The sequence below is a fragment of the Rhodococcus sp. NPDC056960 genome (genome assembly GCF_042674125.1).
Taxonomy (GTDB): domain Bacteria; phylum Actinomycetota; class Actinomycetes; order Mycobacteriales; family Mycobacteriaceae; genus Rhodococcus_F.
Genome location: NZ_JBHURF010000024.1, coordinates 20915 through 42241 on the forward strand (window position 1 = coordinate 20915; position 21327 = coordinate 42241).

Genomic DNA, 21327 nt, shown 5'->3' on the forward strand with positions numbered 1-21327 from the left:
TAATGGAGTCGACCGGTTCCTGTCGGTATTGGAGTTCTGGCGCCGACCCACCCCGACACGCACGCAGTGGTCCTCGTAGTGCGTTATCGTTCGCGAGGTGAAAGCCTTGCGTCGGTTCACTGTCCGCGCCCACCTTCCGGAGCGGCTCGCTGCCCTCGGACCGTTGTCCACCAATCTCCGCTGGTCGTGGCACCCGGCCACGCAGGAGTTGTTCGGACTGCTGGACGAGGACCTGTGGCGGCAGGTGCAGTTCGACCCGGTCCGGATGCTCGGCGAGGTCGATCCCGCGCGCCTCGACGAACTGGCCGAGGACGTCTCGTTCCTCGCGCGCCTCGACGCCGCGGCCGCCGATCTCGACGACTACCTGTCGAGGCCCCGCTGGTATCAGAACCAGCAGGCCAAGGGAGTCTCGCTGGACGGCGGGATCGCCTATTTCTCAATGGAGTTCGGTGTCAGCGAAGTGCTGCCCAACTACTCCGGCGGTCTCGGGATCCTCGCGGGCGACCATCTGAAGGCGGCGTCCGATCTGGGGCTGCCGCTGATCGGAGTCGGGCTGCTGTACCGCTCGGGATACTTTCGTCAGTCGCTGACCGCCGACGGCTGGCAGGCCGAGCACTACCCGCCCCACGACCCGCAGGGTCTGCCGCTGCGGCTGCTCACCGAGTCCGGGCCGTCCTCGTCCGACGGTGCCCCCGTCCTCGTCCACGTCGCGGTCCCCGGCGGCCGGGTTCTGCGCGCCCGGGTCTGGATCGCCCAGGTGGGGCGCGTCCCGTTGCTGCTGCTCGACTCCGACATCGCGGAGAACGACGCCGAGATGCGGGGCGTCACCGACCGACTGTACGGCGGCGACCAGGACCATCGGATCAAGCAGGAGATCCTCGCCGGCATCGGCGGGGTGCGGGCCGTGCGCGCCTACACCCACGCCTACGGTCTGCCCGATCCCGTCGTCTTCCACATGAACGAGGGACATGCCGGGTTCCTCGGCATCGAGCGGATCCGGGAACTGGTCACCGCGGGCGGCCTCGACTTCGACGAGGCCCTGGCCACGGTCCGCGCCGGCACCGTGTTCACGACCCACACCCCGGTGCCCGCCGGAATCGACAGATTCCCGGCCGACCTCGTCCGGCACTACTTCGGTGGCGACAACGGCGCGAACGAATCCTCGCTGCTGCCGGGACTGACGGTCGACCGGATCCTCGGACTCGGGCGCGAGCCGGATCCGTCGGTGTTCAACATGGCCCACATGGGCCTGCGACTCGGGCAGCGCGCCAACGGTGTGTCCAAATTGCACGGCATCGTCAGCCGTGAGATGTTCCGGCCGCTGTGGCCGGGGTTCGACGCCGGCGAGGTGCCGATCGGTTCGGTGACCAACGGCGTCCACGCGCCCACCTGGGCCGCACCGGAGTGGATCGACCTGGCGACCCGGATTCTGGGCCCCGAGCTGGTGGAGGAGGCCCGCGGCTGGGAGCGGCTGCAGGATCTATCCGCCGAGGAGCTGTGGGCGACCCGGAACGCGCTGCGCGGGAAGCTGGTGGAGGAGGTGCGCCGGCGGGTGCGCGCGTCCTGGATCGAACGCGGAGCGACGTCGGCCGAGCTCGGCTGGACGAACGAAGTGTTCGATCCGAACGTGCTCACGGTCGGGTTCGCCCGCCGGGTGCCCACCTACAAGAGACTGACGCTGATGCTGCGCGATCCCGCTCGGCTGAAGGCCCTCCTCCTCGACGAGGAGCGGCCCGTGCAGCTGGTGGTCGCGGGGAAGAGTCACCCCGCGGACGACGGTGGGAAGGCCCTCATCCAGCAGGTCGTGCGTTTCGCCGACGCCGCCGACGTCCGGCACCGGATCACCTTCCTCCCCGACTACGACATGTCGATGGCGCGGTACCTGTACTGGGGCTGCGACGTGTGGCTCAACAACCCGCTGCGACCACTCGAGGCCTGCGGCACGTCGGGCATGAAATCGGCGCTCAACGGCGGACTGAACCTGTCGATTCGCGACGGGTGGTGGGACGAGATGTTCGACGGTGAGAACGGCTGGGCCATCCCCACCGCCGACGGCGTCGTCGACGAGACCCGGCGGGACGACCTCGAGGCCAGCGCGCTGTACGAGCTGCTCGAGCGCGCCGTGCTGCCCCGGTTCTACGACCGCGCCGACGGCCTGCCGGTGCGCTGGGTGGAGATGGTCCGTCACACGCTGCAGAATCTCGGGCCCAAGGTGCTCGCGTCGCGGATGGTGCGCGACTATGCCGTCCAGTACTACGCGCCGGCGGCCGAATCGGCCCGGACGGTGGCGGCCGACGACTTCGCCGGCGCCCGCGAGCTGGCCCGGTTCCGTCGCCGGGTCGAGGCGGCCTGGCCGGCGGTCGCGGTCCTGCAGGTCGACGGCGCGGGATTGCCCGACACCCCCGAGATCGGAGCGAATCTGGCACTCCGCGCCCGCGTCCGCCTCGGTGCACTGTCCGTCGAGGACGTCACCGTGCAGGCCGTCATCGGAAAGGCCGGTCCGGACGAGGAACTCACCGACATCGTCACCGTCCCGATGACCCACCTGTCGTCGGACGAGTCGGGGGAGTTGTTCGCCGCGGACCTGGCGCTGCCGCTGTCCGGGTCGGTCGGATACACGGTGCGGGTCCTCCCGCACCACCGGTTGCTCGTCGATCCGTCGGAGCTGGGTCTGGTGGCGGTGCCGCACCCCTGACCGCCGAGTCGGCCGACGGGGACCCCGGCGGCCGACACCTCAGCGGCCCACGTCCCGTCGCCGGAAGCCCGTGATTCCGGCGAGAAACAGGATCGCCGCGACACCGAGCAGAACGACGAGGGGAGGGGCCGCGAAACTCTCGGCCGGCAGGGCGGGCGTGTAGTGGAAGGGGGACAGCACCCCGAACCAGCCCGGGAGCACTTCCCCGAACATGCCGGCGACGAGCACGTAGCCCAGGTAGGCCCACAACACCGGCAGCATGCGCGGGACGATGCCGTACACCGCCGCGCACAGCCCGACGATCAGGAGCAGCGCGGGCACGGTATTCAGTGCCGCCCCGAGCAACCGGCCGACAGCGCCCGCGTCGGACAGGGTGAATGCGGCGGTGATCCCCATGCCGATCCCTGCCGCCGCCGCGATCGCGACGGCCGCGGTGGCGGTTATCGCCAGCTGCCCGCCCAGCCATCGCGCCCGCGACACCGGAGTCGCCAACGCCTCCTCGGCGCGACCCGAGGACTCCTCAGAGCGGATGGACCCGACCGCCCCGACGGCGTACATCGCGGCCATCACCACCAGGAACACCAGGTAGAGGGCGAACGCCCCGTCGGCCGCCGCGGCGGCGCCACCCGGCAGCAGCTGGGCGAGATCGGGATCCTGGTCGATGAAATCGCTGATCTGCCTGCCCAGGGACCCGATGGGCAGCGACAGGGCGAACACGCCGACACCCCAGGCCAGGATCTGGCCGCGTTGCTGACGCGTCGCCAGTGCCGCGACACCGTTCAGGCGGGCGGTCGCCTCGGCGCGCCCACGCCGTGGCGGGAGAAGCCCCGCCCCGACGTCCCGGCGACCGATGGCGGCATACGCACCCGCCACGGTCAGCGCCGCAGCGACGAGGCCGATCAGCAACGGCCACCAGCGTTCGTCGACATAGGCGCGGGTGGCCTGCGACCAGCCGATCGGCGACACCCACGTCAGCAGGCTCCCGCTTCGCCCCTCCTGGACGTCGCCGACGGCACGCAGCAGATACGCGACGACGACCGCGCAGATTCCGGCCCCGCTCGCGGCGCGGGCGTGTTCGGTGAGCTGAGACGCCAGTGCCGACAGCGCGGTGAACACCAGACCCACCACCAGCACACCGGCGGACATGTTCAGCGACCCCGCCGGCGGCAGACCCACGGCCAGCAACCCGATGACGAGCAGAAGGGCGACGAACACGTTGGCGAGTGCCGCGGAGATCAGTCCCGCCGTGATGCCCGCGTACCGACCGACGACGCCGGCGCGCACCAATTCCGTGCGCCCGGTCTCCTCCTCGGTCCGCAGGTGCCGGGTCACCAGCAGTACCGACATGATCGCCACCGCCACCATCGTCATACCGGCGATCTCGTTGGCCACCATCGCGCCCAGCGTGTAGTCGTCGAGGCCGTACCCCGGACCGGCGAGCGCGGTCGCGGCCGGGGACGAGATGAGTTCGGCACGGGCCTGACGGGACTGTGCGGTCGGGTAGATGGTGGAGTAACTCGAGGCGAGCAGCACGGTCAGTCCCGCGACCGCGACCGTCCACACCGGGATCCGCACTCGGTCGGTGCGCACCGCCAGTTCGGCCAGCACAGCCGCTCCGCTCAGCCGGCTCACTGCGACCGTCCGATCCCGAGGGCCTCGACCTCGTCGCGGTACTCGCGGAGGAACAGGTCTTCGAGCGTCGGCGGGTTGGCGGTGATGGAGACGATGCCCAGCCCGGTCAGCGTGGTCATGACCGGATCGATCTGATCGGCGTCGACGTCGAACGTCACGGTGTTCGCGTCGTCACCCTTCCGCAGGTTGTGCACACCGGGGACGTTCGCGATGGGGTTGGGTTTGATCCGGGTGGTGGCCGTCACCGTCGTGCGGGTGAAATGCCGCAGTTCGGTCAGCGTTCCCGCCTGCACGGTCTTGCCCGCGCGAATGATCGTGACGGCGTGGCACAGCGCGTCGACCTCGGCGAGGATGTGGCTGGACAACAGGACGGTGCGCCCGCCGCGCGCGAATTCGGTGATGCACTCCTGAAACACGGCCTCCATCAACGGGTCCAGGCCCGATGTCGGCTCGTCGAGAATGAGGAGTTCGGTGTCCGCGGCCAGCGCCGCCACCAGGGCGACCTTCTGCCGGTTGCCCTTCGAATACGTGCGGCCCTTGCGGGTGGGATCGAGTTCGAACCGTTCGATCAGCGCGGCGCGACGCGCCGGATCGAGTCCGCCGCGCAGGCGCCCGAGAAGGTCGATCGCCTCCCCGCCGGACAGCGTGGGCCACAGGTTCACGTCACCCGGAACGTAGGCGAGTCGTCGGTGCAGGGGAACGGAATTCCGCCACGGATCGGAACCGAGAACGGACGCGGAACCGCCGTCGGCGCGGAGGAGACCGAGAAGAACCCGGATGGTCGTGGACTTGCCCGAGCCGTTGGGGCCGAGGAATCCGTGCACCTCACCCGGTTTCACCTCCAGGTCGAGGCCGTCGAGGGCGAGGACGTCGCCGAACTTCTTGGTGAGTCCGCGGACTGAGATCGCAAGGTCCATCGGTCGAGCATAGGTGCGCACCGATCCGGTGTCCGAGTCAGTGCGCGACAGTGGTTCAGGCCGGCGCGACCGCGGTTCAGGGGCGCGAGTCGCGGATCCGGCCGAGTGCCTTACGCACGACTTCCGGATCGGACGTCTCCCAGAACGGCGGCAGCGACGCGCGGAGGTATCCGGCGTAGCGGGCGGTGGCGAGCCGCGGGTCGAGGACGGCCACCACCCCCTTGTCGTCGACACTGCGGAGCAGTCGCCCCACGCCCTGCGCCAGCAGCAGGGCCGCGTGATTGGCTGCGACGGAAAGGAACCCGTTGCCACCGCGGGACTCGACGGCCTTCTGCCGGGCGACCAGCAGGGGGTCGTCGGGGCGGGGGAACGGGATGCGGTCGAGGATCACGAGGCTCAGCGACGGGCCCGGCACGTCGACCCCCTGCCACAGCGACAGGGTGCCGAAGAGCGACGTCGGCTCGTCGCCGGCGAACGCCCGGACGAGGGCCCCCGTCGAGTCGTCGCCCTGGCACAGGATCGGGCTGTCGAGTCGGTCGCGCATCGCCTCGGACGCGGCCTTGGCGGCCCGCATCGACGAGAACAATCCCAGGGTGCGGCCGCCCGCCGCCTCCACGAGTTCGGCGATCTCGTCGAGATACGTGGGGGAGAGGCCGTCCCGTCCCGGCGGCGGAAGATGTTTCGCGATGTAGATGATGCCGGCGCGGCCGTGGTCGAACGGCGATCCCACGTCGAGGGCGTTCCATTTGATCGTGCCTGCGTCGGACGGCGCCTCGGATCCGGTGGCCAGCGCCGGATCGATGACGACCGATGATTCGGCGGGAAGCCCCCAGTTGACCGCCAGCCCGTCGAAGGAGCCGCCGACGGTCAGCGTCGCGGACGTCAGGACCACCGTCGATTCGGCGAACAGCCGGGACCGCAGCAGCCCGCCCACCGACAGCGGCGCCATCCGCACCACCCGGCGGACCGAACCGCGGTTGTCATCCGCGGCCAGCCACACCACGTCGTGGCGCTTCGCCGGGTCCGGTTCGTCGAAGGCGCTGAGCACGCGGACGGCGCTGTCGTGCACCTCCTCGACCGACGCGAGCGCGGTGTTGCGTGCCGCGGCCGCCTCCGGATCGCTCAACGCCATGCCGGGACGGGACGGGCCGATGGCCGTGCGCAGCGACCAGGCGGCGTCGCGGACGGCGGCGAGCGCGGGCGCGGCGCCGGGCGGCAACGCCTCCCACCGCTCCGGCCGCAACTCCTCGAGCAGCGCCGCCCAGCCCTCGCCCGCTGCCTCGAGACGATCGGCGTCCTCCTCGTCGACGAGCTTCGCGCAGCGCCGCGCCGCGGCGCTGATCGTCGACGCCGCCAACTCGGCGGTGGCGACGTTGGTGACACGGTCGACCAGTTCGTGCGCCTCGTCGATGACCACGACGTCGTGTTCGGGGAGGATCGCGATTCCGGTGATGGCGTCGATGGCGAGCAGCGCGTGGTTGGTGACGACGACGTCGACCTGCGACGCCTCCGCGCGGGCCCGCTCGGCGAAGCAGTCCTCGCCGACCGGGCAGCGGGACTTGCCGAGGCACTCCCGCGCCGTCACGCTGACCTGCCGCCACGCCTTGTCGCTGACTCCGGGGGCCAGGTCGTCGCGGTCACCGGTCTCGGTGTCCGAGGACCACTCGGTGAGACGCTGGACCTCACGCCCGAGCCGGGACACCGCGAACGGATCGAACAGCTCGTCGGCCGGCGGCTCCTCCGCAGTCCCGGTGTGGATCTTGTTCATGCAGAGATAGTTGTTGCGGCCCTTGAGGATCGCGAAGTGCGGTCTGCGGCCGAGGGAACCCTCGAGCGCGTCCGCGAGCCGCGGCATGTCGCGGTCGATCAGCTGACGCTGCAGCGCGATGGTGGCCGTCGAGACGATGACCGTCTTGCCGCTCTGCACCGCGTGCCGGACGCTCGGCACCAGGTAGGCGAGTGACTTGCCGGTACCCGTTCCGGCCTGGACGGCCAGATGCTCCCCGGTGTCGATCGAGTGGGCGACGGCGGAGGCCATGGTGAGCTGGTTCGACCGTTCGGCGCCGCCCAGCGACCGCACCGCCGTGCGCAACAGCTCGGGGACGTTGGGGAGGTTTTCAGGCACCCGAGCAGGTTACTCGGGACCTACGTCAGAAATCGCCACGCGGTCCGAGGGAGCGTCCGGGTCGCGGCCCACGAGGCGCACCCCGGCGGCCCGCATCCGCTCGAGAGCGGCCTCGACGGTCGCGGGGGACACGCCCGCGGTGAGGGGCAGCAGTACCCGGGTCGGGAACCCCGCCGCCACGGCATCGAGGGCTGTCGCCACCACGCAGTGATCGGTGGCGATCCCGACGATGTCGACGTCGGTGACCCCGCCCGCACGCAGCCATTTCTCCAGGCTCCGGCCGTCGGGGTCCGTGCCCTCGAAGCCCGAGTAGGCCGCCGAGTACTCGCCCTTGGAGAAGACCGATTCGATGCCGCTCAGGTCGAGGTCCGGGTGGAAGTCGGCACCTCGTGTTCCCGATTTGCAGTGCACCGGCCACGTGTCCACGTAGTCCGGCTCCGCCGAGAAGTGCCTGCCCGGATCGATGTGGTGGTCGATGGTCGCGGCGACGGCGTCGTACGGAGTGGAGGCCAGGAAGCGGCTGATCGCGGCCGCGACCGCGGAACCGCCGTCCACGGCGAGCGAGCCGCCCTCGCAGAAATCGTTCTGGACGTCGACGACGAGCAGTGCCCGCCGGATATGGGTGGCGGTCATCACGCCCTCCTGGACTCGGGTTCGGCGAACCGCACCGGGACCGCCGGTTCGCCGCGGGAGAGCTTCAGCCCCTCCCACGGCAGGCTGACCAGACCCGCGGCGAGGAGGGACCTGCTGTCCTCCAGGGTAGTCGCGTCGCACGCCGTCTCACCGGATCGCACCAACGGGACCAGCAGTTCCCGCGCCTCCAGCCCGGGGGCGCCGGGGGCATCCGCGTGCGCCGAGTACACGACCTCTTCCACCAGCGTGCCCGTGTCCCGGGCGAACCGCACCGCACGCTTCGTGCCGCCCCGCGACGCCTTGTTGCTGCTGCGCTTCTCGACCGGGATGCCGTCGACCTCGACGAGTTTGTAGACCATGCCGGCGGTGGGCGCACCGGACCCGACGACGACGGATGTTCCGACGCCGTACACGTCGACCGGCTCGGCGCGCAGTGCGGCGACGGCATATTCGTCGAGGTCCCCCGAGACGACGATCTTCGTCCCGGTCGCACCGAGGTCGTCGAGTTGCCTGCGGACCTGCCGGGCCAGGACACCCAGATCGCCGGAGTCGATCCGCACCCCGCCGAGTCCGGTGCCCGCGACCTCCACGGCGGTCCTGACGCCCTCGGTGATGTCGTAGGTGTCGACGAGCAGAGTGGTGCCCACCCCCAGCGCCTCGACCTGCGCGCGGAACGCCGCGGCCTCGTCCGGCCCGTCCGGGGTGGAGTGCAGCAACGTGAACGCGTGTGCGCTGGTGCCGGCGCCGGGGACCCCGTGCCTGCGGACCGCCTCCAGATTCGATGTCGCCGTGAAACCCGCCAGGTAGGCGGCGCGGGACGACGCCACCGCGGATTCCTCGTGGGTGCGCCGCGAGCCCATCTCGATCATGGGCCGACCGTCGGCGGCGCTGACCATGCGCGCGGCGGCGGACGCGATCGCGCTGTCGTGGTTGAGGATCGACAGACTCAGCGTCTCCAGCAGGACGCATTCGGCGAACGTGCCGCGGACCGACAGGATCGGGGAACCGGGGAAATAGAAGTCGCCCTCGCGGTATCCGTCGATGTCACCGCCGAAGCGGTAGTCGCGCAGCCACTCGACGGTCCGGTCGTCGAGGAAGCGGGAGACGATCTCGAGCTCCGGCTCGCCGAAACGGAATTCCGCCAGCGCGGACACCAGACGGGCGGTGCCGGCGACCACGCCGTACCGGCGGCCGTCCGGGAGGCGCCGGGCGAACACCTCGAAACTGCAGCGCCGGTGCGCGGAACCGTCGGCGAGGGCCGCCGACAGCATCGTCAGCTCGTACTGGTCGGTGAACAAGGCGGTGCTGTCTCTGGACACCCGGCCACTGTAAGCCGCGGTGTCGTCCGATGGAGGAGCGTCGTACCCTGGTGGCATGGCTCATCGCTCGACGACAGCTCCACTCGTGGATGCCGTGCCGGCATCGCCGCAGGTCACCCCTGCGGAGGCGGAGGTCGTCGAGGTCGATGAAGCCAATGATCGACCCTGGGTCACCGTCGTGTGGGACGATCCGGTGAATTTGATGCACTACGTCACGTACATATTCCAGAAGCTCTTCGGCTACAGCAAAGCCAAGGCCACGGAACTGATGATGCAGGTGCATTCCGAAGGGAAGGCCGTCGTGTCGAGCGGCTCCCGGGACAAGGTCGAAAACGATGTACGCAAGCTGCACGCGGCGGGTCTGTGGGCCACGATGCAGCGCGACGGCAGCTAACTTTCCGTTCGGACAGTAAGGAATTCGGTACACGACGTGCGGATGTGGAGCAGGAAGAACTCGCTCGGCGGCGTGAAGCTGCGGTCGGAGATGGACGCGCACGAGGCCACGGTCCTGCGATCACTGGTCGCCTCCGTCCTCGGACTCCTCGAGGAGCGGGCCGCGTCCGCGCCGGAGGACGAACTCGCCGCACTCACCGGGATGCGCACCGGCAACACGACCGCGCCCGACGAGGAAGTCCTGGCCCGGTTGCTGCCCGACTTCCACCGGCCCGACCTGGACGCACCCGACGACGAGGAGATCCGGGCCGAATCGAAGGCCGACATCAACGGCGCGCTCCGCGGACTCCACGAACCGGAGATCATCGACGCCAAACTGGCGGCCGGCTCCGTCATCCTCCACACCGTGCCCGAGAACGGCGGCAAGGTGCTGCTCACCCCGGAGCAGGCCGACGCCTGGCTCAGCGGACTCAACGATATCCGGCTGGCACTCGGGACCAATCTCGGCATCGACGCCGACACCCCCGACGAACTCGACCCCGCCGATCCCCGCGCACCGCACCTCGACATCTACCACTGGCTGACCTGGATGCAGGACTCTCTGGTTCAGGCGCTCGCACCGTGACCGCCACGACGCCGGGCCGCACCGATTCACTTGTCGACGTGGTGGGACTGAGCGTCGGGCACCACCACGAACTCGACGCCGGCGCGACCCTCGGCAGTGGCGCCGCCACCGGATGCACGGTCGTCCTCGCTCCGCACGGCGCGACCGCTGCCGTCGACGTCCGCGGCGGCGGGCCGGGCACCCGGGAAACCGACCTCCTCGACCCCAGCCACAGCGTCCAGAAAGTGCATGCGATTGTCCTGACCGGCGGCAGCGCGTACGGCCTCGCCGCGGCCGACGGCGTCATGCGCTGGCTCGAGGAACACGGTCACGGAATCGCGTTGGGGGAGCCCGGGCAGGTGGTTCCCATCGTCCCCGGCGCTGTGATCTTCGATCTCCCGGTTGGTGACTGGCGCATCCGGCCCACTGCCGAATTCGGTTATCGGGCAGCGGATTCTGCGTCGCACACCGTCACGTCCGGGTCGGTGGGCGCCGGGGTGGGAGCCCGCGCCGGGGCGCTCAAAGGGGGAGTCGGGACGGCGAGCGTCGTCGTCACGGACGGACCGGCGAAGGGCATCACGGTGTCCGCGCTGATGGTGGCCAATCCCGTCGGCACCGTGTTCGACCCCGCGACGGGGTTGCCGTGGGGCGTCGCCACCGTGGGCCCAGCCGCCTTCGGGCTCCGGCCCCCGCGCGCCGCCGAGTTGTCGGCGGCGCGCGCACTTGTCGACAAGAGCACCGTCCTCAACACCACGATCGGCGTCGTCGCGACCGACGCCGCACTCGGCAAGGCCGCGATGCGCCGCGTCGCCGTCGCGGGACACGACGGGCTCGCCCGCGCGGTCCGGCCTGCGCATTCGCCGCTCGACGGTGACACAATCTTCGCGCTCTCCACCGGCATCCACCCGGTTCACCACCCGGCCGGAGTGCCCGACAGTTTCCCGCCCGATCTGCCCGTCGTCGACGCCGTCTGCACGGCGGCCGCCGAAGTGGTGGAGAAGGCCGTCGTCGACGCCGTCCTCAGCGCCACCCCCGTCGCGGGAATTCCCACCTACTGTGAACTGTTCCCCTCTGCACTGCGTTCCTGACAAGCGGCCCGCCGTGACATGCGGCCCGCCGGCCTGGTGGCCGACTCGACGGTCCGCACCTAGGATGACGCTCACGGAGGTGGATGACGTGCTGGTGATTCGATCGGACTTCGTCGAAGCGATGGTTGCGCATGCGCGCGCCGACCATCCGGACGAGGCGTGCGGGGTCATCGCCGGTCCCGAGGGCTCCGACCGTCCCGAACGGCACATCCCGATGATCAACGCCGAGCGCTCGCCGACGTTCTACCGATTCGACTCGGGCGAGCAACTGAAGGTGTGGCGGGCGATGGACGACGCGGACGAGGTGCCCGTCGTGATCTACCACTCGCACACCGCCACCGAGGCATACCCCAGCCGGACCGACGTCTCCTTCGCGTCCGAACCGGACGCCCACTACGTGCTGATCTCCACCCGCGACCCCGACACTCACGAACTGCGCAGCTACCGCATCGTCGACGGTGTCGTCACCGAGGAACCCGTCGACGTGGTCCAGAGCTACAAATTCGCCCACACCTCCGTGGCCGACGTTCCCGACAAGTAACGGTGCCGTCCGACGCGACGGGCCTGCGGCAGGAAGACATCCCACACACCGAGGAGCCGATCATGGCTGTCACAGTTTCGATCCCCACCATCCTCCGTACCCACACCGGCGGTGAAAAGCGAGTGGAGGCAACAGGTCCCACACTCTCCGCCGTCATCGACGACCTCGACGGTCACTACGGCGGGATCAAGGACCGCCTGATCAACGACGGTCGCCTGCACCGCTTCGTCAACGTCTACGTCAACGACGAGGACGTCCGGTTCTCGGGTGGACTCGACACCGAGGTGGCCGACGGAGATTCGGTGACGATCCTGCCCGCCGTCGCGGGAGGCTGATCGCGGCGTGGCGCGGTTCGATTCGCTGATCGACACCCTCGGCGACACCCCCCTCGTCGGGCTGCCCCGATTGTCGCCGGACTGGAACGGCCCGTCACCGGTCCGGTTGTGGGCGAAGCTCGAGGACCGCAACCCCACCGGTTCGGTGAAGGACCGGCCCGCGCTCCGCATGATCGAACAGGCCGAGAACGACGGCACCCTGACCCCGGGTGCGACAATCCTGGAACCGACCAGCGGGAACACCGGGATCTCGCTGGCGATGGCCGCGAAACTCAAGGGTTACCGCCTGATCTGCGTCATGCCCGAGAACACGTCTGTGGAACGCCGGCAACTGCTGACGATGTTCGGGGCGGAGATCATCGACTCACCCGCCCGCGGCGGCTCGAATCAGGCTGTCGCGGTGGCCAAGGGATTGTCCGCAGAGCATCCCGACTGGGTGATGCTCTACCAGTACGGCAATCCCGCGAACGCGCTGGCGCACTACGAGACCACGGGCCCCGAGATCCTGCGCGATCTCCCCGAGATCACCCACTTCGTGGCCGGTCTCGGCACCACCGGAACCCTGATGGGCGTCGGCCGGTATCTGCGCGAACGCGTCGACGGGATCGAGATAGTGGCCGCCGAACCGCGGTACGGGGAACTCGTCTACGGCCTCCGCAACATCGACGACGGCTTCGTTCCCGAGTTGTACGACGAGTCCGTCCTCACCTCGCGGTTCTCGGTGGGCCCCGCCGACGCGGTCCGTCGCACCCGGCAGCTGATCGACAACGAAGGCATCTTCGCCGGCATCTCGACCGGCGCGATCCTCCACGCCGCCCTGGGAGTGGCGCGCAAAGCGGTCAACGCCGAACGCACGGCGAACATCGCGTTCATCGTCGCGGACGGCGGGTGGAAGTATCTGTCGACCGGCGCGTACGGCGGTACGGTCGAGGAAGCGGAAGAAGCATTGGAAGGACAGTTGTGGGCATGACGACGGCGGTGCGCAGATCATGACTTCTTCGTTCGACTCCTCACGTTTCGGGTCGCCGGTACCGCGGGGCGGCACGACGCCGTCGCCGAAGTCGAGGCCGCTGTGGCTGCAGTCGGCGATCCTCGTCGGCGGCTTCACCATGCTGCTGTACGTCATCGAGATCGTCGACGTCCTGTCCGGCGAGCGGCTCGAGCGAAACGGTGTGGAACCGCGGTCGATCGACGGCCTGTGGGGAATCCTGTTCGCCCCGGTACTGCACGACGACTGGGCGCACCTGTTCGCGAACACCGTCCCGCTGCTCGTCCTCGGGTTCCTCGTGCTGCTGTCGGGCATCGCCCGCGGTCTCGCGGCCACCGGGATCGTCTGGGTCGTCGGAGGTCTCGGGACGTGGCTGACCGGCGGAACCTACTCCAACCACATCGGCGCCTCGGTCCTGATCTTCGGCTGGCTCGCGTACCTGCTGGTCCGGGGAATATTCGCCCGCAGCATCGGCCAGATCCTCGTCGGTGTGGTCGTGTTCGTCGTCTACGGCGGACTGCTGTGGGGCGTGCTGCCGAGCGCGCCGGGCGTGTCCTGGCAAGGACATCTGTTCGGAGCCGTGGGCGGAGTCGTCGCAGCGTGGCTGCTCTCCTCGGACGCCAGAAAGCAGCGCAACCAGAAAGCGGTGGGGCCGCAGTCGTTCGGCTGATCGCTCCCGAGAACCGAATATGCGGTCTACCAGCGTGTACTCCGCATCGGACGCCTGGTCGAACGGCCTGCTGGTAGGCTCCTCGCGAGATCCGGGCACCGTAGGAACCGCGTAGTTCAGAGCTGCCCACGGTGTCATCGCGGGTGGCCGGTTGATGGGGTTCGAACTCGCGGGTTCGCACACGCTGAGTCGCCGACTGCGTTCCCAGCGTCGGATCTCCCTCGCCGCACCCATCCGCACGCTCAGGAGCAGATTATGGCTGTCACCATTCCGAACCTCGACGTCGACGGCGAGTGTCCGTCCGTTCGCTGCGTAGTCGCGGAAGGCTGATCGCTGCCGTGGCACGGTTCGATTCGTACATCGACACACTCGGAAACACCCCTCTCGTGGGCCTGCCCCGGCTGTCGCCCTCGTGGAACGGCAGCCGCCCGGTGCGTTTGTGGGCCAAGCTCGAGGACCACAATCCCACCGGTTCGATCAAGGACCGCCCGGCGCTGCGCATGATCGAGCAGGCCGAGCGGGACCGCCGACTCACCCCCGGTGCGACGATTCTCGAATCCACGAGCGGCAACACGGGTATCTCGCTGGCGATGGCCGCCAAATTGAAGGGCTACGAGCTGATCTGCGTGATGCCCGAGAACACCTCGGCGGAGCGCCGCCAGCTGCTCACGATGTTCGGCGCCCGGATCATCGACTCGCCGGCCGCGGGCGGTTCCAACGAGGCCGTGGCCGTCGCGATGCGGCTGTCGGACGAGAATCCGGACTGGGTCCTGCTCTACCAGTACGGCAACCCCGCCAACGCGATGGCACACTACGAGACCACCGGGCCGGAGATTCTGCGCGACCTGCCCGAGATCACCCACTTCGTGGCGGGGCTCGGCACCACGGGAACTCTGATGGGGACGGGCAGGTTCCTCCGCGAGCACGTCGCGGACATCGAAATCGTGGCCGCGGAACCACGGTTCGGGGAGCTGGTGTGCGGACTCCGCAACATCGAGGAGGGATTCGTGCCGGAGTTGTACGACGAATCGGTCCTCACCCGCCGTTTCCGCGTTCGCCACGCCGAGGCGATCCAGCGCACCCGCGAGCTGATCGACGTCGAGGGAATCTTCGCAGGCACCTCCACCGGCGCCAATCTCCATGCGGCACTCGACGTGGCCCGGTGCGCCGTCGAAGCCGGGGAACGGGCCGACATCGCGTTCGTGGTCGCCGACGGCGGATGGAAGTACCTGTCCACCGGTACCTACGACGCGCAAGTTCAGGTCCTCGAAGAGGCATGGGAACGATAACGGCGCCGGAAGTTCGGTAGATCGCCGTGGTCAGGTCACAGTTCCCCATCGGTTGTGAGGTCGACGCGCCAATTCGGTCGGAAGCTTTTTCCACGACGGGTCGCCGTGGCAGCATGGCGGGTATGCGCATTACCGTCCTGGGGTGTTCAGGGAGCGTCTCCGGACCAGACTCACCTGCATCGGGTTATCTGTTGACCGCGCCGGACACACCGCCGCTGGTACTCGACTTCGGACCCGGTGTCCTCGGTGCGCTCCAGCGGTTCGCCGATCCCGGCGAGGTCTCCGTCCTCCTCAGCCATCTGCACGCAGACCACTGCCTGGACCTCCCGGGACTGCTCGTCTGGCGTCGCTACCATCCGCGCCCGCCCCGGGGTCGCGCACTCGTCTTCGGTCCCTCCGACACCGCCCGCCGGATCGGCGTCGCATCCGCGGAATGCGGCGGCGACATCGACGACATCTCCGACACGATCGACCTGCACCACTGGGTGGACGGCGAGCCGGTCACGTTCGGTGACCTGACGATCACCGCGCGCCGCGTCAACCATCCGCCCGAGGCCTACGGGTTCCGCGTGACCAACGGTGCCGGACGCACCCTCGTCTACAGCGGCGACACCGGGATGTGCGACGAAGTGATCGAACTGGCCCGCGATGCCGACGTGCTGCTGGCCGAGGCGTCGTGGACGCACAGCCCGAACCGCCCCGAGGGCATCCATCTCTCGGGCACCGAGGCCGGTCAGGTCGCGCATCGCGCCGGTGTCGCCGAACTCCTGCTCACCCACATCCCGCCGTGGACGTCCCGCGAAGACGTCATCGCCGAGGCCAAGGCCGAATTCTCCGGCCCCGTCCACGCCGTGTCCGCGGGCGGCGTCTACACCGTGTGAAGCCGTGTGCCTGCGCCCCACAGCGGGGCGACTAGGCTCTCCGCTGTGACCACACGAGAAGACGGTAGGGCGGACGACGAACTCCGCGAGGTCAAGATCACCCGGGGGTTCACCACTCATCCCGCGGGATCGGTGCTGGTGGAATTCGGAAACACCAGGGTGATGTGCACGGCCAGTGTGGAGGACGGCGTTCCCCGCTGGCGTCAGGGCTCCGGACTCGGCTGGCTGACGGCCGAGTACGCCATGCTGCCCGCCGCCACCCACACCCGCAGCGGCCGAGAGTCCGTCAAGGGCAAGGTCGGTGGGCGCACGCAGGAGATCAGCCGGTTGGTCGGCCGCTCACTCCGCGCCTGCATCGACCTCGCCGCCATCGGTGAGAACACCATCGCCCTCGACTGCGACGTCCTGCAGGCCGACGGTGGAACCCGCACAGCCGCCATCACCGGCGCCTACGTCGCCCTCGTCGACGCGGTGACCTACCTCCGTGCCGCCGGCCGCCTAGCCGATCCCCAGCCGATCTCGTGCGGCATCGCCGCGGTGAGCGTCGGTGTCGTCGACGGCCGGGTGCGCCTCGACCTGCCGTACGAGGAGGATTCGCGCGCCGAGGTCGACATGAACGTGGTGGCCACCGACACCGGCACCCTCGTCGAGATCCAGGGCACCGGTGAAGGCGCGACCTTCCCGCGAAGCACGCTCGACAAACTCCTCGACTCGGCGTTGGCCGGGTGCGAGCAACTCTTCGAGATCCAGAAGGCCGCACTCGAACTGCCCTACCCCGGTGTGCTGCCGGAGCCGAAGGTCCCGGAGACGTCGAAGAAGAAGTTCGGGAGCTAGGCCGGTGCCGGGAACCACACGGGTGTTGGTGGCCAGCCGCAATGCGAAGAAACTCCGGGAACTGCATCGCGTGCTCGCGGCGGCGGGGGTCGATGGAATCGAACTGGTCGGGCTCGACGCCGTGCCCGAGTTCCCCGAGGCCCCAGAAACAGGTGCCACGTTCGAGGAGAACGCGCTCGCGAAGGCGCGCGACGGCGCCTCGGCAACCGGATTGCCCTGTGTCGCAGACGATTCCGGAATCGAGGTAGATGCCCTCAACGGCATGCCGGGCATCCTGTCCGCCCGGTGGTCGGGTACGCACGGAAACGATCCCGCGAACACGGCACTCGTCCTGGCTCAGCTCGGCGACGTGCCCGACGAGCGCAGGGGAGCGGCATTCGTCTCGGCGTGCGCGCTCGTGGTGCCCGGCGGCGACGAAGCGGTCGTCCGGGGCGAATGGCGGGGGAGCATCGCCCGTGAACCGGTCGGCGACGGCGGATTCGGGTACGACCCCGTATTCGTGCCCGAGGGTGACACTCGGTCGGCCGCGCAGCTGTCACCCGAGGAGAAGGACGCGTCCTCGCACCGAGGGCGCGCCCTGATTCAGCTGGTCCCCGCGCTGGCCGCGCTCAGCGGCCGCTGAGCGCGGTCAGAGACCGAAGTCGCGCCGGACCTGCTTGGTCCGCTGGTGCTCGACGTAGAACGACAGGAACGGAATGGTGCCGGCGAGGAGCGTTCCGACCGTCCGGCCCGCGGGCCAGCGCACCTTGACTGCCAGGTCGAGCGTCACCAGCAGATAGACGAAGTACACCCAGCCGTGGACCACGGCGATCCAGGTGGGCAGGTTGTCGACCTTGAAGATGTACTTGGCCACCACCTCTGCGGTGAGGACCAGCAGCCACACGCCGGTGGCGTAGGCGAGGACGCGGTAGCGCAGGAGCGCGGGAGCGATCTTCTTCTGCTTCGCGGTGTCTACGACCGAACCGGCAATCGTCTCGTCTTGGCCCGTGCTCACGTGGTGCTCCTATCGGTCTCGCGAGCGGACAGCTCGGCGAGGTACTGGTTGTACTGCGAAATCTGCAGGCTCTCGAGGTCATCCGGATCGTCGTCCTCGGCGATCGAGGGGCGAGCGGGCAGGATGTCTGCCGGGATCTCCCTCAGCTCGGCGGGAGTATCCGGGACGTCGGCCGTGTCGGCCGGCTCGGCATCCTCGAGCTGCACGAACCGGCGGTAGGCGTAGACGAGGAACGCCGCGAACAGGGGCCACTGGAATGCGTAGCCGAGATTCTGACCGGTGCCGCCCACCGCTTCGAAGCGTGTCCATTGCCACCAGCCGAGTGCAAGGCACCCCACAGCCCCGACGGCCACGAACAGAATCAGCGCGGGGCGGCGTTGCTTACGGTTTCCGGACACGTAAAGACGGTACCTGAATCGCCGAATGTGCTGCTAGGAGAGGTTGCCGCTATGGCGGCGGTCACAGCCGTCACCCGCGGCCGACGAGTTGCCCGACCTTGCGTGAACTTTTCGCCACCAGTGCCGTCGCGAGAAGCTGCGCGTTGCGGAGCGCGGTGTGAATCGACAGTTCAACCTGCTTCATGGCGCTCGGGTTCATCGCCTTCTCCAGTGCCTCTTCGAGCGCGGGATCATCGATGTCCGACGCCCGCAGGGCGTCGAGGTTCTCCTGCGCGAACTGCTTCGCGCCGTGATCGAGACGGGTGCGACCGATGACCTCGAGCGGGATCTCGTCCGGCAAGGATGGGCAGCGGTCCAGCGCGCCGGCGACACGCAGGTTGATCATCGTGCGCACACACTTCTCGCACTTTCCACAGTTGTAGTCAGTTCCGTAATTCGTCCAGCAGACGTGCAGATTGTCGAGGGCGGCAGGTGACTGCGCGATCCCGGCAGCCTTCTGCGGCCGGGTGGCCTCGACTCCGTCGTGCTCGAAGCGCACCGCGCTGCTGGCCCACAGATGATCCAGGTCGGGGTGGCTGCCCCACGGCTCCTGGATGGACTTGGCGAAGCTCGACGGAACGATCACAGTGTGAAGGTGCTCGGACAGCAGCAGTCCGACATGCGCGAGGACCGCGCCGTGCGCTGCCCTGCCCCAGTCCACACCGTTCAGGAAGTGGAGATGACGGAGGTTCGTGCGCACCTCGATCAGCTGTTTGCCGAGATCGGCGGCCGCACGACGCATAGCGGTCACCGTCTCGAGGAACAGCTTCTCGTTATCGAGCATGATGTCGAACCCGTGCACGAAGATGACGTGCGTGATCGTGTCGCTGTGCTTGATCGCCGAGTAGAACGAGTCGAGTCCGCCGCTGAAGAAGCAGCCGACTCCGCGCCCGTCCTGGCACTCGGCAACCGTGGACAGCTCGGCGTGGACTTCTACCGCCCCCATGTCGCCGTACCACGAGTCGAGTAGCGACTGGGCCTTCTCGACGCCCTTCAGGACGGCGGAGTCAACCGGCTCGTCGGTCGATACCGGCATGCCCCGCTTCATCCCCACCAGTGCTGCGGGATACACCCACGGTTCGATGCCGTGCGCAAGCGAGATGTTGGCCGAGGTTTCGACCTCGAGCTTCTTACCACCCCACGAGACCTCGGCGCGTGCCTGGGAAGGCTCGCTGGGGAGAAGCGCGATTGTCACGGACTTCGACGACATGGCGGAAATGCTCCTTTGACGAGTTGGCGTGTGGAGAGGCGGATCGCAAGGGAGGTATTGCGGGCCGCCCCGACCCTGGCGGGTACCGGGCGCCGCATCAGCCCGAAGTCGAGAAGTGCGCGAGGGGGGACTCGAACCCCCACGTCCTTTCGGACACCAGGACCTAAACCTGACGCGGCTGCCTAATTACGCCACTCGCGCGCGATGCACAGACTACGCCATGAACGAGGCACTCCCGCATTCGCACTCAACCGGCGAGGTTGCCGTCATCGCTGCTCTTGCGCCCCGCCCACGTTGCGGTCTGGCTGTGGCAGTTGGGGCACAGGAACCGCACTTCCTCCAAGCGCGAGTCGCACGGGTCTCCCCGAATGTGGTCCACGTGCAGGATCAGCGGGAGCCCGCACCATTCATCCTGCACACCACACGTGACACATTCGTACGGCACTCCTGCCTCGATCAGTGCCCGTCGCAGAAGGTGAGCTGCAACGCGACGGCTGTTCGCTGGGCGGCGGATCAGTATCTCCTGCCACGTCATTCGGTTTCGGGCAGGTAACCCCTAGGTGTGCGCCTGACCCGTGAAGTGCGACGTGTCGATTCCGAGTGACCTGATCCGGCGACGCAAGTGAGCGTGTGTCCCTCCTGCGGGCTTCAGTCCGAGAAGTCGCATGACGCCGGCGTAACTCGTCGATTCTGCGACTGCCTGCTCGAGTACCTCGCGCGTGTACTTCATCTCGCACCTGCCGACCGACGCTGCCGGCGCTGGTAGTGCCAGATGGCGTGGGTGACGGTGGCGGGTGTGGTCTCGAGCCGTGCGGCCACGGCGGCGACGAGGTCCTCCACGTGTGTTGCGGAGGCGGGCGATTCGAGCTCGAGTGCCTCGCTGATGAAGTCGCACAACACTTCTCGCGATTCTGCTGTGGGGATGCCGAGTTGCATGAGGAGGCACTCCCAGGTGGCGACACCGAACCCGGGCACCCCGACGAGGGCGTTGCGCTGTGTGTCGTCGTCGCGGAGATCGGCCGACGTGAGGCACCCCGCCTCGGTGAGCGCGCGGGCAGCGGTCGCGACGGCCTCTGCCTTGGTGGTGTAGTTCCCGGGCACCCTCTGCCTGTTGTCCAGGATCTCGACGAGACGCCCGGGTTCGTGGGCATGGGCGGCGAGTGCGGTGAGGTCGTCGAGCGATGTCATGCGGTGAGCGCGCCAGCGGGTGACGACGGCGCGGACGCCGGAGGTGGGTGTGCCGAACGTGGCGCGGGCCGAGAAAGCGGCGTCGAGCAGCCCGGCTTCGATCTCCCGCGGCCATCCCTCCGTCCAGTGCGGCCACGAATGCCTGGGCAGCTCGGCGTCGATGTGGTCGAGCAGGATGCGGACGTGTGCAGTGCTCATTTCTTCCCCCCGGAGAACGGCTGTTTGCTGAACTTTGTTCGAACACTAGTGCGAGGGTCCGACAGGTTCGGATTTACCGCCGTCCGGACCCGCGTCCGGGGGCGCAGACGTGCATGAACCAGGCACTTCGTCAAGGTGGTAACGAATTGATAACGATTAACGTGAGGCTTTCCTCAGGTTCTTGGACGTCCTTGCACCGCCACGTCCAGCGACGACGTGATCTACCCGTCGGTCACTTCGCGGAAGGTCTGTGAGCGACATCACGCGATATTTCTCCGATGCGTGGCTGTGACACGGGGGCCGGCCGTGAACGTGAGGAAATCCTCATGATTCTGTGTCAACCTTGAACGGCCCAG

General features: G+C 68.6%; 21 protein-coding genes, 1 tRNA gene and 1 pseudogene. 12 read left to right on the top strand and 11 right to left on the bottom strand.

Translation table 11 applies throughout. From position 1 onward, the window contains the following. The first annotated feature begins 97 nt into the window (after positions 1-97). Positions 98-2695, top strand: coding sequence for an alpha-glucan family phosphorylase (glgP, locus tag ACFTWF_RS32140; protein WP_378465140.1), 2598 nt, complete (start codon positions 98-100; stop codon positions 2693-2695). Between the two features lie 39 nt (positions 2696-2734). On the opposite strand, the gene ACFTWF_RS32145 is transcribed toward glgP, so the two are convergent. From ACFTWF_RS32145 to ACFTWF_RS32165, 5 genes are all read right to left on the bottom strand, one after another. Continuing rightward, positions 2735-4327, bottom strand: coding sequence for an ABC transporter permease (locus tag ACFTWF_RS32145; RefSeq protein ID WP_378465141.1), 1593 nt, complete (start codon positions 4325-4327; stop codon positions 2735-2737). Then, positions 4324-5244, bottom strand: a complete 921-nt coding sequence (locus tag ACFTWF_RS32150; RefSeq protein ID WP_378465142.1) for an ATP-binding cassette domain-containing protein — start codon at positions 5242-5244, stop codon at positions 4324-4326. Before ACFTWF_RS32150 ends, ACFTWF_RS32145 begins: the two co-directional genes overlap by 4 nt. A 76-nt stretch (positions 5245-5320) precedes the next feature. Then, the gene (locus ACFTWF_RS32155; protein WP_378465143.1) at positions 5321-7369 is read right to left on the bottom strand and encodes an ATP-dependent DNA helicase; all 2049 of its coding nucleotides are present in this window, start codon (positions 7367-7369) and stop codon (positions 5321-5323) included. A gap of 9 nt (positions 7370-7378) precedes the next feature. After that, on the bottom strand, positions 7379-8002 hold the full coding sequence (locus ACFTWF_RS32160; RefSeq protein WP_378465144.1) for a nicotinamidase: 624 nt from the start codon (positions 8000-8002) through the stop codon (positions 7379-7381). Beyond that, on the bottom strand, positions 8002-9378 hold the full coding sequence (locus ACFTWF_RS32165) for a nicotinate phosphoribosyltransferase (RefSeq protein ID WP_378465145.1): 1377 nt from the start codon (positions 9376-9378) through the stop codon (positions 8002-8004). Before ACFTWF_RS32165 ends, ACFTWF_RS32160 begins: the two co-directional genes overlap by 1 nt. Between ACFTWF_RS32165 and clpS the strand changes: the two genes are divergently transcribed. The 11 genes from clpS to rdgB all read left to right on the top strand — a co-directional run bounded on the left by clpS (position 9377) and on the right by rdgB (position 17566). Further along, positions 9377-9715, top strand: a complete 339-nt coding sequence (clpS, locus tag ACFTWF_RS32170; protein ID WP_378465146.1) for an ATP-dependent Clp protease adapter ClpS — start codon at positions 9377-9379, stop codon at positions 9713-9715. The two genes, ACFTWF_RS32165 and clpS, sit on opposite strands and share 2 nt — an antisense overlap. Before the next feature lie 36 nt (positions 9716-9751). Further along, positions 9752-10339, top strand: a complete 588-nt coding sequence (locus ACFTWF_RS32175) for a DUF2017 domain-containing protein (protein WP_378465147.1) — start codon at positions 9752-9754, stop codon at positions 10337-10339. Continuing rightward, positions 10336-11406, top strand: coding sequence for a P1 family peptidase (locus ACFTWF_RS32180; RefSeq protein ID WP_378465148.1), 1071 nt, complete (start codon positions 10336-10338; stop codon positions 11404-11406). The genes ACFTWF_RS32175 and ACFTWF_RS32180 overlap by 4 nt, the downstream gene beginning before the upstream one ends. Before the next feature lie 64 nt (positions 11407-11470). Further along, positions 11471-11947 carry a Mov34/MPN/PAD-1 family protein gene (locus tag ACFTWF_RS32185; protein WP_378465149.1) on the top strand — a complete coding sequence of 159 codons (477 nt, stop codon included), beginning with the start codon at positions 11471-11473 and terminating at the stop codon, positions 11945-11947. A gap of 62 nt (positions 11948-12009) precedes the next feature. Next, entirely contained in the window at positions 12010-12282 is a 273-nt protein-coding gene (locus tag ACFTWF_RS32190; RefSeq protein ID WP_073360260.1) for a MoaD/ThiS family protein, read from the top strand. A 7-nt stretch (positions 12283-12289) separates the two neighbouring features. Beyond that, on the top strand, positions 12290-13252 hold the full coding sequence (locus ACFTWF_RS32195) for a PLP-dependent cysteine synthase family protein (RefSeq protein ID WP_378465150.1): 963 nt from the start codon (positions 12290-12292) through the stop codon (positions 13250-13252). A gap of 19 nt (positions 13253-13271) precedes the next feature. Further along, complete coding sequence (locus ACFTWF_RS32200) at positions 13272-13940, top strand: rhomboid family intramembrane serine protease (RefSeq protein WP_378465151.1); 669 nt, start codon at positions 13272-13274, stop codon at positions 13938-13940. A 338-nt stretch (positions 13941-14278) separates the two neighbouring features. After that, a complete protein-coding gene (locus ACFTWF_RS32205; RefSeq protein ID WP_378465152.1) occupies positions 14279-15229 on the top strand; it encodes a PLP-dependent cysteine synthase family protein in 951 nt (316 codons plus the stop codon). 122 nt (positions 15230-15351) lie between these two features. Next, positions 15352-16110: a cyclic nucleotide-degrading phosphodiesterase gene (locus ACFTWF_RS32210; protein ID WP_378465153.1), complete on the top strand. Its 759-nt coding sequence runs from the start codon at positions 15352-15354 to the stop codon at positions 16108-16110. A gap of 45 nt (positions 16111-16155) precedes the next feature. After that, positions 16156-16944, top strand: coding sequence for a ribonuclease PH (rph, locus tag ACFTWF_RS32215; protein WP_005248301.1), 789 nt, complete (start codon positions 16156-16158; stop codon positions 16942-16944). Positions 16945-16948: 4 nt separating this feature from the next. Beyond that, complete coding sequence (rdgB, locus tag ACFTWF_RS32220) at positions 16949-17566, top strand: RdgB/HAM1 family non-canonical purine NTP pyrophosphatase (protein WP_378465154.1); 618 nt, start codon at positions 16949-16951, stop codon at positions 17564-17566. A 6-nt stretch (positions 17567-17572) separates the two neighbouring features. On the opposite strand, the gene ACFTWF_RS32225 is transcribed toward rdgB, so the two are convergent. The 6 genes and pseudogenes from ACFTWF_RS32225 to ACFTWF_RS32250 all read right to left on the bottom strand — a co-directional run bounded on the left by ACFTWF_RS32225 (position 17573) and on the right by ACFTWF_RS32250 (position 20971). Next, positions 17573-17938 (bottom strand): DUF3817 domain-containing protein, encoded by a 366-nt coding sequence (locus ACFTWF_RS32225; RefSeq protein WP_378465155.1) that lies wholly within the window; start codon positions 17936-17938, stop codon positions 17573-17575. Next, a complete protein-coding gene (locus ACFTWF_RS32230) occupies positions 17935-18336 on the bottom strand; it encodes a transcriptional regulator (protein ID WP_378465156.1) in 402 nt (133 codons plus the stop codon). Before ACFTWF_RS32230 ends, ACFTWF_RS32225 begins: the two co-directional genes overlap by 4 nt. 70 nt (positions 18337-18406) lie before the next feature. After that, positions 18407-19585 (bottom strand): hypothetical protein, encoded by a 1179-nt coding sequence (locus ACFTWF_RS32235; protein WP_378465157.1) that lies wholly within the window; start codon positions 19583-19585, stop codon positions 18407-18409. A gap of 116 nt (positions 19586-19701) precedes the next feature. Beyond that, positions 19702-19786 (bottom strand) — tRNA-Leu (locus ACFTWF_RS32240). Positions 19787-19832: 46 nt separating this feature from the next. Continuing rightward, positions 19833-20315 (bottom strand): annotated as a pseudogene (locus ACFTWF_RS32245) (HNH endonuclease). Further along, on the bottom strand, positions 20312-20971 hold the full coding sequence (locus ACFTWF_RS32250; protein ID WP_378465158.1) for a hypothetical protein: 660 nt from the start codon (positions 20969-20971) through the stop codon (positions 20312-20314). Before ACFTWF_RS32250 ends, ACFTWF_RS32245 begins: the two are co-directional and overlap by 4 nt. Between the last annotated feature and the right edge of the window lie 356 nt (positions 20972-21327).